The organism is Arcticibacterium sp. (assembly GCF_055134445.1).
Window position 1 is genome coordinate 1 of sequence record NZ_JBSRVI010000018.1, and the last position, 13,927, is coordinate 13,927.

Annotated in this window: 11 protein-coding genes and 1 tRNA gene; 5 read left to right on the forward strand and 7 right to left on the reverse strand. The window is 39.0% G+C overall.

All coding sequences use genetic code 11. The annotated features are described in order from the left end of the window. Positions 1–411: 411 nt before the first annotated feature. A tRNA-Met gene (locus ACTBZY_RS02220) sits at positions 412–484 on the reverse strand. 136 nt (positions 485–620) lie between these two features. Here ACTBZY_RS02220 and ACTBZY_RS02225 point away from each other — a divergent pair. The 5 genes from ACTBZY_RS02225 to ACTBZY_RS02245 all read left to right on the forward strand — a co-directional run bounded on the left by ACTBZY_RS02225 (position 621) and on the right by ACTBZY_RS02245 (position 5,950). After that, positions 621–2,087 (forward strand): acyl-CoA synthetase, encoded by a 1,467-nt coding sequence (locus ACTBZY_RS02225; protein WP_463044734.1) that lies wholly within the window; start codon positions 621–623, stop codon positions 2,085–2,087. Between the two features lie 13 nt (positions 2,088–2,100). Next, entirely contained in the window at positions 2,101–2,463 is a 363-nt protein-coding gene (madL, locus tag ACTBZY_RS02230) for a malonate transporter subunit MadL (protein ID WP_463044693.1), read from the forward strand. A gap of 2 nt (positions 2,464–2,465) precedes the next feature. Next, complete coding sequence (gene madM, locus ACTBZY_RS02235) at positions 2,466–3,209, forward strand: malonate transporter subunit MadM (RefSeq protein ID WP_463044694.1); 744 nt, start codon at positions 2,466–2,468, stop codon at positions 3,207–3,209. Positions 3,210–3,290: 81 nt separating this feature from the next. Beyond that, a complete protein-coding gene (locus ACTBZY_RS02240; RefSeq protein ID WP_463044695.1) occupies positions 3,291–4,895 on the forward strand; it encodes a sodium/sugar symporter in 1,605 nt (534 codons plus the stop codon). A gap of 365 nt (positions 4,896–5,260) precedes the next feature. Beyond that, positions 5,261–5,950 (forward strand): hypothetical protein, encoded by a 690-nt coding sequence (locus tag ACTBZY_RS02245; protein WP_463044696.1) that lies wholly within the window; start codon positions 5,261–5,263, stop codon positions 5,948–5,950. Positions 5,951–6,027: 77 nt separating this feature from the next. Here the strand turns inward: ACTBZY_RS02245 and ACTBZY_RS02250 are convergent, their stop codons facing one another. The 6 genes from ACTBZY_RS02250 to ACTBZY_RS02275 form a co-directional block, all read right to left on the reverse strand. Continuing rightward, entirely contained in the window at positions 6,028–6,939 is a 912-nt protein-coding gene (locus ACTBZY_RS02250) for a carboxylesterase family protein (RefSeq protein ID WP_463044697.1), read from the reverse strand. A gap of 325 nt (positions 6,940–7,264) precedes the next feature. Continuing rightward, the gene (locus tag ACTBZY_RS02255; protein ID WP_463044698.1) at positions 7,265–8,812 is read right to left on the reverse strand and encodes a long-chain-fatty-acid--CoA ligase; all 1,548 of its coding nucleotides are present in this window, start codon (positions 8,810–8,812) and stop codon (positions 7,265–7,267) included. A gap of 4 nt (positions 8,813–8,816) precedes the next feature. Beyond that, positions 8,817–10,244, reverse strand: coding sequence for an aldehyde dehydrogenase family protein (locus tag ACTBZY_RS02260; RefSeq protein WP_463044699.1), 1,428 nt, complete (start codon positions 10,242–10,244; stop codon positions 8,817–8,819). A gap of 26 nt (positions 10,245–10,270) precedes the next feature. Beyond that, the gene (locus tag ACTBZY_RS02265) at positions 10,271–11,335 is read right to left on the reverse strand and encodes a 3-oxoacyl-ACP synthase III family protein (protein WP_463044700.1); all 1,065 of its coding nucleotides are present in this window, start codon (positions 11,333–11,335) and stop codon (positions 10,271–10,273) included. 6 nt (positions 11,336–11,341) lie between these two features. After that, on the reverse strand, positions 11,342–12,184 hold the full coding sequence (locus tag ACTBZY_RS02270) for a sterol desaturase family protein (RefSeq protein WP_463044701.1): 843 nt from the start codon (positions 12,182–12,184) through the stop codon (positions 11,342–11,344). Between the two features lie 122 nt (positions 12,185–12,306). Further along, entirely contained in the window at positions 12,307–13,911 is a 1,605-nt protein-coding gene (locus ACTBZY_RS02275) for a GMC family oxidoreductase (RefSeq protein WP_463044702.1), read from the reverse strand. Positions 13,912–13,927 lie beyond the last annotated feature (16 nt).

A 13,927-nucleotide genomic window follows, 5' to 3' on the forward strand; every position in this document is an offset into this window, starting at 1 on the left:
TATCCTTATCGACCTTTATCAGATTGAAATTATCGACTAACAATTCGGGCAACAATAGCTTTACTAGTTCTTCCAATTTTATAGATGTTAAATTTCTCCAAAATTCAGAATTTAACAGCTATCCCCCAACTTTTGTTCTTGGTCCTAGAATACTCCAAACGACAAATATTTAAATTTATACTTTGGCTTATTTATAGTTTTCAGAAAGCTTTGGGCTATATAGATCTTAAGGGGTATAGGAATTTAACCCAGTGTGAAGTGTAAGTACTTTTTGATAAAAATGAAGTTGTGAAGGTGCTTTTGTGGGTTAAGGCTTTTGTGTTCAGTTGGTTATATGCAAGTTGTCTGATTCTGTGAGCCTAAGAATTGGACATAAAAAAAGAGGTCAGAAGACCTCTTTTTCGTTTCGAGTAGCGGGAGTAGGACTCGAACCTACGACCTTTGGGTTATGAGCCCAACGAGCTGCCAACTGCTCCATCCCGCGATATTGGATTGCAAAAGTACAACTTAATTATTAAGATACAAGGGTTGGGGTGTAAAATATTAAAGATTTATTTTCTTTTGGTTTAAATACCCTTCCCCTTCCTATATTGCTATACAAACCTATATTGAAAATAGACTTGATTAACATCGTAGAACGAGCTCAGGCTCATTTAGACAGAATAGCTGTCCGCAGTGAAGAGAAAGATTACGCTTATCAGGATCTTTTAAACTCTTCTGAACAAATTTCTTTGGCTTTGCTGAAAGGCAGAGAAGACTTAAATGAAGCTAGAATTGCATTTATTATAAATCCAGGATTTGAATATGTGGCCATACAATGGGGTATTTGGAGAGCCGGCGGAATAGCTGTTCCGCTTTGCATTAAGCATCCTTACGAGTCTTTGAAATATGTAATTGAAGATACAGAGGCGGAAACCATTATTTATTCAGATGAATATAAGCCTTTGCTTTCCAAGTTTGATAAGGACCTATTATTGAATTTAAATGATATTTCATCAGGCACTGGTATTTTACCCAAAATAGATGAAAGCCGAAGAGCTATGATCCTTTATACCAGCGGAACTACAGGATCTCCTAAAGGTGTGGTGAGCACACATGCCAATATTGAAGCCCAGGTTACCTCTTTAGTGGAGGCTTGGGAGTGGAAAAAGGAGGACAGGATTTTGAATGTGCTGCCTTTGCATCATGTGCATGGTATTATAAATGCCACTGGCTGTCCACTTTGGAGCGGAGCTTGTGTGGCGTTTATATCAAAGTTTAGCCCGAAAGGAATTTTTGATGTTTTCTGTGAAGGAAAGGTGAACCTTTTTATGGCGGTGCCTACGATCTATTATAAGCTGATTACATATTATAATGACATGGAGGAGACTAGGCAAAAGCAAGTTTCTGAAGCCTTACAGAAATTTAGATTTATGGTTTCTGGTTCTGCGGCTTTACCAATTTCTGTTTTGGAACAATGGAGGGTCATTAGTGGTCAAACACTTTTAGAAAGGTACGGCATGACAGAAATGGGGATGGCCATCTCTAATCCATATAAAGGGGAGCGGAAGCCAGGTTATATCGGTCAAGCTCTGCCAAATGTTACGGTTAGGCTTGCCGATGAAAAGGATGAGGAGATTTTAGACGGAACACAAGGAGAAATTCAGATAAAAGGAGCCAACGTCTTCAAGGAATACTGGCAAAAACCAGAAGCTACCACGGAGGCTTTTACGACCGATGGCTGGTTTAAAACCGGCGATATTGCTGTTTTTGAAGACGGTGCTTACAGGATTCTTGGAAGAAATTCGGTGGATATCATTAAGTCGGGAGGTTATAAGATTTCTGCTTTGGAGATTGAGGAGGTTTTAAGAAAGTACCCTGGAATAAAGGATTGTGGCGTAGTGGGCATCCCTGACGATGAGTGGGGAGAGATTATCGCTGTTAGCCTAATTGCTAACGAATATCAAATTGACTTAAAAGCACTTCATACTTGGTTAAAAGAAAAACTGCCGAATTATAAAATGCCACGTAAGTATATTTTTCAAGACGACTTGCCTAGAAATGTAATGGGCAAGGTGACCAAAAATGAATTGAAGAAGTTGTTTTAAACCTAATTATCATATGAAGATTTACGGTGTTGCTTTATTGGCATTTTGTTATTTGATGGGCAAGTTAGTGGGCACTTTTTTAGGTGAAATGATAGGCGTAAATGGTGACGTAGGCGGTGTGGGTTTTGCTATGTTGCTGCTGATTTTGCTTAATGCTTATATGAAAAAGAAAGGTTGGCTGGAAGCAGAAACAGAGAAAGGGATTTTGTTTTGGAGCTCTATGTACATTCCCGTCGTGGTGGCTATGGCGTCTATTTTAAATGTAAAAGCAGCCCTTTCGGGTGGCTGGGTTGCGGTGATGGTAGGCGTATTGGTCACCTTGGCTTCGTTTTTTTTAGTCCCTGTCATCTCTAAAATAGGGAAACCGAAAGCCTAATCATGGATTTAATAAAAACCCTAATTGACAAGAACGGATTAGTCTTCGCCTTTTTACTGGTCGGCATCATCATGCTGTTTTCGTTCTGGTTTTCTGGAAAGTTTTTGAGGAAAAAGATACCAGGAGTAGCTATAGCCGTTCTGATAGGCCTTTGGTTGGCCACCTTTGGCGGTGAAAATGGGATTTCTGATGTGCCTTATTTTGCAGGAATGGCTCTTCTTGGTGGTTCTATGCTTAGAGACTTTAGTGTAGTGGCTACAGCCATGGGAGCAGATCTGAACAAAATTAAACACGCTGGCTTGGCAGGCGTGGTGGCACTTTTTGTTGGTGTTATATTTTCCTTCTTTTTTGGTGTTAGTATCGCGGCAGCCCTCGGCTACAGCGATGTGATAAGTTTAACCACTATAGGTGCTGGGGCCTGTACTTATATTGTAGGGCCTGTTACGGGTTCGGCTTTAGGGGCAAGCTCTGATGTTATAGCCATAAGTATTGCTATTGGCGTCATAAAAACCGTGGTGACCACCATTTTAACGCCTTTGATTGCGAAAAGAATTGGTTTAGATAATCCACATGCTGCCATCGTTTTTGGAGGTTTATTAGGAACATCAAGTGGTGTTACCGCGGGTTTGGCAGCTACAGATCCTAAACTTGTGCCATACGGAGCTTTAACGGCTACTTTTTACACTGGTTTGGGTTGTTTGCTGTGTCCTTCTTTATTTTATATTATCCTCAACGCACTTGTTTAAGGCTTTTAAATGCATTTTTCCATTGACAATCTTATATTTGTCGCAGTTTGAATTATTACTCTAATCTATATAAATAATTTTATGAATTTCTCAACCTTAGATTATGTCATCTTTGGAGCTTATGCTGTCTTAATCCTTGGGGTTGGACTCTGGGTTTCAAGAAAAGGTGAAAAAACATCTGAAGACTACTTCCTCGCCAGTAAATCACTCCCTTGGTGGGCTATTGGAGCTTCTTTGATAGCAGCCAATATTTCTGCCGAGCAATTTATTGGAATGTCGGGTTCTGGTTTTGCAGGTGGTCTAGCTATTGCTTCTTATGAGTGGATGGCTGCCATTACTTTGCTTATTGTTGGTAAGTATTTCTTGCCTATTTTTATTGAAAAGGGGCTTTATACTATTCCTGAGTTTGTTGAAAAGAGGTTTAGCACGCAGCTAAAAACCATTTTAGCCATCTTCTGGATTGGTCTTTACGTTTTCGTTAATCTTAGTTCTGTGCTTTATTTGGGTGCCTTGGCACTGGAGACCATTATGGGTGTACCTATGATGTACGGAGTTGCTGGTTTGGCTCTTTTTGCTACCGCCTATTCTTTATATGGTGGTCTTTCTGCTGTGGCTTGGACAGACGTGGTTCAGGTGGTATTCTTGGTACTTGGTGGTTTATGTACAACATATTTGGCTTTGGATACGCTTTCAGATGGTGCTGGAATAATTGTTGGTTTCAAGCAGGTTTTTGCTGCGGTACCAGAGAATTTTCATATGATTTTAGACCAATCGAATCCAGAGTATAAGAACTTACCAGGTATTTGGGTATTGGTAGGTGGGCTTTGGGTAGCCAATCTTTACTATTGGGGTTTTAATCAATATATCATTCAAAGAACGTTGGCGGCAAAGTCGCTTAAAGAGGCTCAAAAAGGTATTGTTTTAGCCGCAGGCTTGAAATTGTTGATTCCTTTTATTGTGGTCATTCCGGGTATTGCGGCTTACGTTATGGTCAATGACCCAGAAGTGATGGCAAGATTAGGAGCCTTAGGCCAAACGAATTTGCCAAGTTTAAGTCAGGCAGATAAAGCTTACCCATGGTTGTTACAATTATTGCCTTCTGGTCTTAAAGGGATAGCTTTTGCAGCTTTAACAGCGGCCATTGTTTCATCATTGGCATCTATGCTGAATTCTACTTCTACCATTTTTACAATGGATATTTATAAAGAGTATATCAACAAAAATGCTTCTGAGGGGAAATTGGTTAACGTGGGTAGAATGTCTGCATTTGCCGCTTTAGTTATTGCCTGTATTATGGCTCCACTTCTAGGTGGAATAGACCAAGCATTCCAATTTATTCAGAAATACACAGGAATGGTGAGTCCAGGTATTTTAGCGGTATTTATGTTAGGTCTTTTTTATAAGAAAACGACAAACAAAGGTGCAATTTGGGGTGCTTTATTGTCCATTGTGATTACAGCGTCTTTCAATATATTCACTGATTTACCATTTATGCATCAAATGGGATTATCTGCTGTATTGGCTGCTTTAGTTATCGTGATTATTAGCCATCTTGATGGCAATGGTGAAGAAGATCCAAAAGGTATAGAATTGACAAAGAAAACTTTTGAAACCAGTGCTACTTTCAACATCTCGGCTTTCGCAATAGGAATAGTGGTGATAGCATTATATGCTTTGTTCTGGTAGGTCTATCTAATTGACGGAAGGATAATTAAATCCGTGTCAGCCGATAGGCTGGCGTGTCAAATCCAAAAAAACCGTGTTTCATCATTAAGATAGAACACGGTTTTTGTTTTTAGATAAGTAGGATTAGATTTCTTTATGAATTAAAACCATTTTCTAAATTGCCGAAGAACTCTTAAGTTTGAATTCTTATAGTAAATTTAAAATGAAACACACCTTTAAATACCTTCTATTGTTTAGTTCAAGCATTTTGATATCAAGTTGTTTAAGTCAAAAAGAAGCGGAATTTGAAGAATTATGGTTCCTTTGGTTTGCGTGCTCCCAATACTGTTCTTGTTAATGATACTTTGTTTTGTGACCAAACGGAAATGTCAAATATTGATTGGCTGTTTTATGAGTGGGGAGTTAAGAAGGTTTATGGAGATTCATTAATTCAGCACAAGTTGCTTAAACTTGACAGCGATGGAATAGATGGAGCTGAGAAGGGTTATCTAAGAAATCCAAAGGTCAGACTTTTTCCTTTAGTTTCAGTTAGTTTAGAACAAGCTAAAGAATTTGCAAAATGGAGGACTAGAGCACTTTTTACGTCCTATACCGAAGCAAGAGGTTTAATACCAAAGGGAACTCTTACTGGAGGAAGGTTAGTAGAAATAAACGAGTTCTTTAATTCACATCCAGAATTGAAGGATAAGCTATACTATTTTGAGTACCGAATACCCACAGAGGAGGAGTGGAGGCTTTCCTTCAAATATGCCATTGAAATAGAATTAAAATATGGCAAAAAGCATAGACAGCTTCGTGGCAGAAAATCAAAATCGGAAGCGTGGGAAATAGAGAACGGATTGTCTAATGTTTTAATAGGCAATCAGGTGGCTGAACGCAGAAACCCTATTCTTAAAATGAATGAAAATGTCTCAGAAATAATCCTAGAAGAAGGTTATTCTATGGGTGGAAATTATTTTGAGAAAGACCCTGAAGGCATTAAGAATAAATTTGAACGTCCTAATGCATGGACAGGTTTTAGGTGTGTAGGTTCTTGGAAGAAATGGGGGGAATGAGGACCTTTCAAACTCAATTTACCCTTAGTATGTGATGGCGAATAACTGAAAAGTATTCTGGAGTTGTCTAAAATGACTTACTTCTTTTTGTACTGTAACATCCAGTCATAAATGTTCATATCGAATTTGCTATAATTAACGCCAGTCACTGCGAACTGGTTTTCATAGGGTCTTGTCCAGGCGTTATGCCCTGTGTTTAAGAATAGCGTTACTTTTGCTGGAATTATTGGGTTTTGAGCATTTATAGCTTCTACCATGGTTACAGAACCATAATTATTAAATGGGTGCACCAGGCCATCAGTGTCTCCATGAAATGCCCAAATGGGCACGGTTTTAAGGTTTTTAACAAGGTGAATATCCCCGCTAGCACTAATGGGTACTATGGCCGCAGCATAATGATTATCAATTTCACCTACATAATACCAGCTGCCACCACCACCTTGACTTAATCCTGTAACGTAAATTCGTTTCTTGTTGATACGGTATTTTTTAAGCAGATATTTAATGAAATCATGGACTTCATTTGGAGCCCAATATTCAGTTACTAGTTGTGGCGAAGCCACAATGAATGGATAGGAAGGATTCCACCTACCAGCTTCTATTAATTTGGGTGGTCCCCAAGTTTTTACCCTATTTAAGATGCTGGAATCAATCCTACTGTCTCCTCTTTCACCATAACCGTGCATAAATAATATGAGAGGATAATTAGAGGTATCACTATCATAGCCACTTGGTGTGTAGAGATAATGGCCAAATACAGCGTCTGTCGTACCTAAGGGATATGCCGCATGTTGACCTCCCAGATCTTTAGGTAAATAGAATAAATCTGTAGTGTCAATATTGGCCTTAGGTAATTCAGTACTTATTTCACCTTCAAAAACTTTTTTCGGAATTGCTTCTTGTTTTTCAGTACAAGAAAAAACAATCGTAATTAAAGTTATAAAGAGGGCTGTAAGGGTGCTCGTTGAAATGGATTTTCTAAAATTCATTAAATACAAATTTCGTTTTTTTAGTGTGGTTCTACAACCCGATTTATGCATTAGGAAATCTCCCGAAAGCTATCGGAACCATAACTAAATTACTTTAAATCAGTTCGTAAACCCATTTAAACGCAATCACCATAGCCCTTCAACATTAGCTCAGGGTAAACGCTATGCTAATCTCATTTAAATGTCTGATTTATTACACTTTAGCTACTCATTACAATTCTCCAATGCATAAACCGGGTTCAAGCGAATTTAAAATGACAAATCTGAAAAGAAAAAATCCATGTTCCATAAATTAATAGCACAAGCATGAGACAGGGATTTTTGCTTAATCCCTAGAAATCTCTTTTTTCAATATTTTACCCGTAGCACTCATAGGAAGTGCATCCATAAATCTGATTTGTCTTGGATATTTATAAGCGGCAATTCGTTCTTTAGTCCAAGCTATTAAAGTCTCTTCGCTGATAGATTGACCAGGTTTTAAAACCACACAAGCTCTTATTTCTTCACCTCTTCTTTCATTTGGTATTCCTATTACGGCTACCATAGAAACCATATCATGCTGCATAATTACTTCCTCCACCTCTCTTGGATAAACATTTAGTCCACCTCTGATAATCATTTCTTTGGTTCGGTCTACAATGAAAAAGAATCCGTCTTCATCTTTTACGGCCACATCTCCAGAGTAAAGCCAGCCATCTTTTAGCGTTTTGGCGTTGGCTTCTGGTTTTTTATAGTAGCCTTTCATGACATTATGACCCCTGTAAATCAGTTCTCCCTTTTCGCCAATTGGCACTTCATTATCTTCGGTATCCACAATTTTGACATCAATTCCCCAAACGGGTTTCCCTACGGAGCCTGGTTTTCTTCCTAATTCTAGTTGATTAAATGTGACCACCGGAGATCCTTCCGACATGCCGTAACCTTCTAAAATATCCACTTTAAATCTGGCTTCAAATTCTTCTAGCACATTAACAGGCAGTGCAGCTCCTCCTGAAGCACAAATCTTCAAATTCGCCGCTATCTGGGGATAGTCAAATTTATCTTCTGTGTAATTTAATAGACCCCAATACATACTCGGGACACCAGCAAAAACGCTCACCTTGTGTTTTTGTAATAGTGAGAAAACTGCTTCTGCGTCAAATTTTGGTAACAAAATAGATTTAGCTCCTCTGTAAGCGGCAGCGTTCATTAAAACCGTCATGGCGAAAATATGAAACAAAGGCAATACGATGAGCACGGTGTCGTCAGCGTTCATGGTGACCAAATCTGCCGAAAGGATAGCATTTTGAAGCAAATTACTATGTGTCAATTCTGCTCCTTTAGGTTTGCCAGTTGTTCCTGAGGTATAAATAATTACGGCGGTATCTTCAGCACCAGTTTGAATGGTGTCAAACAATGGCGATTGACCGTTCATTAAACTGCCTAAAGTTTGTGTTCCTTCTATAGAAGATGGCATTTCTGGCTTTGGCATGATCATGAAAAAGCTTTCGCAAGAGTTGGCTTGCTGAAAACCATCATAACCCATTTTTCCCATCGGAAGATCCTCTGTTCCTATAAAGCAAAAGTAAGCTTTGGCGTCGCTATCAGATAAATGATAAGCTATTTCGTCTTTCTTTAATAAAACACTCAATGGTACTACTACTGCACCTGCTTTCAAAATGCCAAAATAAATGATAGGGAAAAAAGGTAGGTTTAAGCAGCTCAGGGCTACTTTGTCTCCAGGCTTAATTCCTTTTGCCAGAAGCCCGTTGGCCACTTGATTTGCCGCTCCATTTATTTGAGCAAAATTGAGTTCTGTATCACCAAAAACATAGGCGATCTTGGATGGAAACTTTCGGGCACTTTCTTGAATACAGGTTGATAGATTGAGCATAGTCTTAAAAGTATTTTACAGTGAGTTCTATTAGTTTTCTTTTGAGGTTGGAGTATGGCGGCATTAGAAATTCTAATGCACCGGGTATTATCTGGCGGTAAACGCCTCTGGCATTTGAAAACGCTTCAAAACCAAAAAAGCCATGAGATTTACCTATCCCGCTATTATTGGAGCCACCAAAGGGCAAGTTGTTATTGAAGAAGTGTACCGCACTATTGTTAATACATGTGCCTCCTGCTCTAGTATTATTTTGAATGTGATTAATGTTTTTATTACTACCACTGTAGATATAAAGAGCTAGCGGTATTTCCCCAGCATTTATTTCACCTATGACATCATCAATATTCTTAAAGGTCAATATGGGTAAAACGGGCCCAAATATTTCATTCTGCATTAATGCCGAATCTCTGGGAACATCTATCACTAGGGTAGGGGCTAAATAGCTTTCACTTTCGTTGCTTTGTCCACCAGTTATCACATTTCCACCCTTGCTCACAGCGTCTTGAATATATCCTACGAGCCTACCAGTATGTTTCTGATTAACTACACGAGCGTAAGAATCGGATGTCTTAGGGTTATCACCAAAGAAATGTGTGATATTCTTGTTCATTTCTTCAATAAACGCATCCTTTTTATCTTCATGAACCATGACATAATCAGGAGCGATGCAAACTTGACCTGTATTAAAGAACTTGGCCCATGTCACTCTTTTTGCCGCAGATTTAATATTAGCGGTTTCGTCAACAATTGTTGGTGATTTTCCACCTAGTTCTAAGGTGACGGAAGTTAAATGTTTGGCGGCTGCCGCCATGACTATTTTGCCTACCTGTGGCGAGCCTGTAAAGAAAATATGATTAAAAGGTAGGTCTAATAAATGGGTGGAGGTTTCTACAGCTCCTTCTACAATGGCTACTTCGTTTTCTTCAAAAACATTTTCCACTATTTTCCGCATCACGGCAGATGAATTAGGGGTCATTTCAGACGGTTTTATGATTACCGTATTTCCAGCCGCCACCGCCGAAATTAAAGGACCAAATGTTAAGTTGATAGGGAAGTTCCAAGGAGAAATGATCAAACAAACGCCTTTGGGTTCGTATTTAATATAAGATTTAGAGCCCATCATAGCCATTGGTGTATCCACAGGCTTGTCTCTCATCCATTGGCCTAAATGATGCAAGGCATGTTTTATTTCCGCGGTTACCACAAAAATCTCACTTAAATCTACATCGGCAGCAGGCTTTTTGAAGTCTGCCATCATAGCGTCTTGAATGTCTTTTCTGAACGTTACTTCAACAGCTTTTTTAAGGGCTTTAAGCTTAGCCTTTCTTTCTTTTACCGTTGTATTACCTATGACATATTGATTGGCTTTTTGAGACTCAAATATTCTATTAATTTGCTCTACACTAGTAGAATCTGCTACCATATTATTCATAATCTTGTGTTTTATTGATGAAGGTTCTAAAACTTATATACCAGAGCGTTGCAATGCATGCCAGCACCTACTGATGCCATTACTACGGTCATTCCTTTCTTTATTTCATAAGCTCCAAGTTGATTTTTCAAAATCAGGGCTAACATAGTGGGCACTGTGGCTACTGATGTATTTCCTGTAAACTGAATGGTAGTAGGTATTTTACCTTCAAACGAAGTGCCTTCCATGCCATACATTTCTGCCAAATTGTTTGCAAAAGCATGCAGCATTTTACCGTTGGCCTGATGAAATAGAAACATATCTACGTCTGCCACGGTTAGTTTGGCTTTATCTAGGGCTTTTTTAATAACCTTTGGTACCCATACGGTGGCATATCTGTAAACATCTTTGCCATTCATTTTGAAAAGGGTAGGGAGGTTTAGCTCAGGATTGTTTGACTTGTCTAAATAAATACACCCTAAATCTTCTTGAGCATGCGAAAAGGTGACGTAAGAAAGTATTCCATTATCTTTTTCAACGGATTTTGAAATAATGGCCGCTCCACAGCCATCTGCCAAAATCATGGAGTCTAAATCATGTGGGTCTAAGAGCCTGGATGCCACCTCTATACCTAAAACCAAAACATTTGTGGCGTCGCCGGCTTCAATGGCCTGTTTAGCTTGAATGATTCCCTGGATCCAGCCTGGGCAGCCAAAAAGTATGTCATAAGCAAAGCACTCGTGATTGCTTATTGCTAATTTATTTTTCAAAATCGCGGCCATATTTGGTACCGTATGAAAACCTGCAGTGCCTTCAAGCATATTTCCAGCATTATGGGCTACTATGATACCATCAATCTCATTTTTATCGAGCCCAGAATCTTTTATGGTTTTCTCAGCAGCGGCTACCATCAATGGAGCAGAGTCTCCTTTTTCTGAGATGTATCTTCTTTCTTTTATACCGGTGATGGCTTCCAGCTTTTCTATTATTTCGTGCTGAGGTTTGTTGTTAGGCACACCTTCAGGGCTCATAAATTTATGGTTCAAGAAGAAATCATTTGTGATGACTCTTTCTGGAAGTTCGGTACCGGTTCCTTTTATTATAATGCTCACTTTTATCTATTTTTTTTCAAATTTCGTGTTTTCTGGTATTCTATATTCCCCAAAAGGGATTTTTAAAAGCGTCCCAATATTTTCGTTTTCCGAAGGAGACATATAAGTGTCTATGCCATAAATCAATTCGCTTTTATCTAAACTGCTGTAAGTGCCAAATACTCTGTCCCAAATAGAGAAAATGTTGCCATAATTGGAATCGGTATATGGTTGTGTGTAATGATGATGCACATGATGCATGTTTGGTGTAACGATAATAAAACTTAGCGGCTCATGAAGCCATTTTGGCAATGCAATGTTGGCATGGTTAAACTGAGAAAGCACCACAGAGATAGACTGATACATGAATACCATCCACATAGGAGCTCCTGTAATAACTACGGCAATGGTGGTGAAAACAAACCTAAAAATGCTTTCGCCAGGGTGATGCCTATTGGCAGAAGTGGTGTCTACATTAAGATCAGAATGGTGAATTAAATGGAACATCCACATCCATTTTACTTTATGCTCTAGCCAGTGAATGAAATAGGCACCTATTAAATCCAGTAACATAAGTCCTAAAAGGGCGTAGAGCCAAATAGGCATTTCTGGAAGCCAGTTTATGATGCCAAAATGATTGCTTATTGCCCAGTCTGAAGATTTTACCAAAATAAATGCCAATGGGAAATTGACAAGAATGGTGGTGATGGTAAAAAAGATATTTAAGCCAGCATGCTTTCCTTTTTTGTATTGAAAGATAAGGAATGGGTTGACCGACTCCAAAATCCAGAAAAACGCAATGCCACCTACAAGAATGACGGTTCTATGTAAGGTAGGTATGGTCTCGAAGTAGTTAATAATATTTTCCAAAGCGATTTTTTAGATGGGTAATTGATGAAGAAAGTGCAAGTAAATATACAAATATTCATAAAATAAAGTTCTTCAAATAATAATAGTCAGCGTTTTAAAGATTCTTAATTTGAAGGCATCATTTATGAATTCAGAATCATGTCAGCTCCTTTTTCCGCAATCATATATATAGGAGCATTGGTATTGCCTGAAACAATAGTGGGCATAATGGACCCATCAATTACTCTTAGGTTTTCAATGCCATGTACCCTCAGGCTTTGGTCTACCACGGCCATTTCATCCGAACCCATTTTACAAGTTCCCACAGGATGGTAAACGGTTTCTACCTGTTTTAAAATGTGCGTCATAAAAGCATCGTCAGAACTATAGTCTGGTGGCGTTAAGTGGGCTTTCATATGTTTTGAAAGAGCATTTGAATGCAGTATTTCAAAGGCTTTTTTTCCAGCATTCAGCAACAGCATTCTGTCTTCTTCTGCTTCTAGGAAATTTGGCTGAATGATAGCCTTTACGCTGGCGTTTTTACTTGCTAGGCTAACTTCGCCACGACTTTTAGGTCTTAAAAGGGTTGGCAAAATGGTGAAACCGTCTTTTAGAGGAAGCGATTTATGATCATAAAGATCCACCGTGTAATCATTTCCTATGTTTATAGCCGCAAAATGCAGTTGATAATCTACCCTATCTGGACTCGCGGAGGTGCTGCCAAAGGCCACCGATTCTAAAGGCCCTATGGTTAATGCTCCTTTTTTGGTAAATAAATATTGAATAAAATCTTTGGTTTGGTTAAGGAGGCTTAAATGATGGTTTTGTCCTTGCTGGCTTGTAGCTAGTCCGCTTACGCCATAAAATAAATGGTCTTGGAGGTTTTTTCCTACGCCGTTTAGTTCTTTAAAACATGTAATTCCCTGAGATTTTAGCTGCTCCTTTTCGCCTATGCCTGAGAGCATGAGTAGCTGTGGTGAGGCAAAAGAACCCGCAGAAAGGATGACTTCTTTAGTGGCATAGAATTCTTGAATGCTGCTTTTGCCCGTTTGAACAGAAATGCCAATAGCTTTATCATTTTCGATAATGATTTTCTGAGTAAGTGCCTTGGTCAGTATGGTGAGGTTTTTTCTTTTCATGGCGGGCTTTAAAAAAGCCCCAACGGCACTGTGCCTCTTGCCGTTTTTTATGTTGAATTGGAAATCTCCTACACCTTCCTGAGAGGCTCCGTTATAGTCATTATTATGTTTGAAACCTTGTTCTATGGCGGATGCTATGAAGGCGTCGGAAAATGGCGTGGTAAAACTTTTATTGAAACCTACGTTTAGTTCTCCTTTTTGACCGTGAAATTCGTTTGTGATATCTTCGTTATGTTCAGACTTCTTGAAAAATGGCAACACCTCTTCATATGACCAACCATGGTTACCCATTTTCGCCCAGTCGTTATAATCTTCTTTGTTGCCACGCACGTATGCCATGGCGTTGGTGGAACTACATCCGCCCAACACTTTACCTCTTGGTAAATATATTTCTCTATTTAGTATATGTTTTTGGCGTGTTGTCCAATACCCTCCATCTACATGAGTTTTGTGGAGTTTTACGTAACCTGCTGGAATGTGAATCTCTAATTTACTGTCTGGACCTCCCGCCTCTACAAGCAAAACATTATTTCTAGGATCTTCTGACAGTCTATTGGCTAAAACGCAGCCTGCACTGCCCGCACCAACGATGATGTAATCGTATTTCATTATAAGGGTTGATATC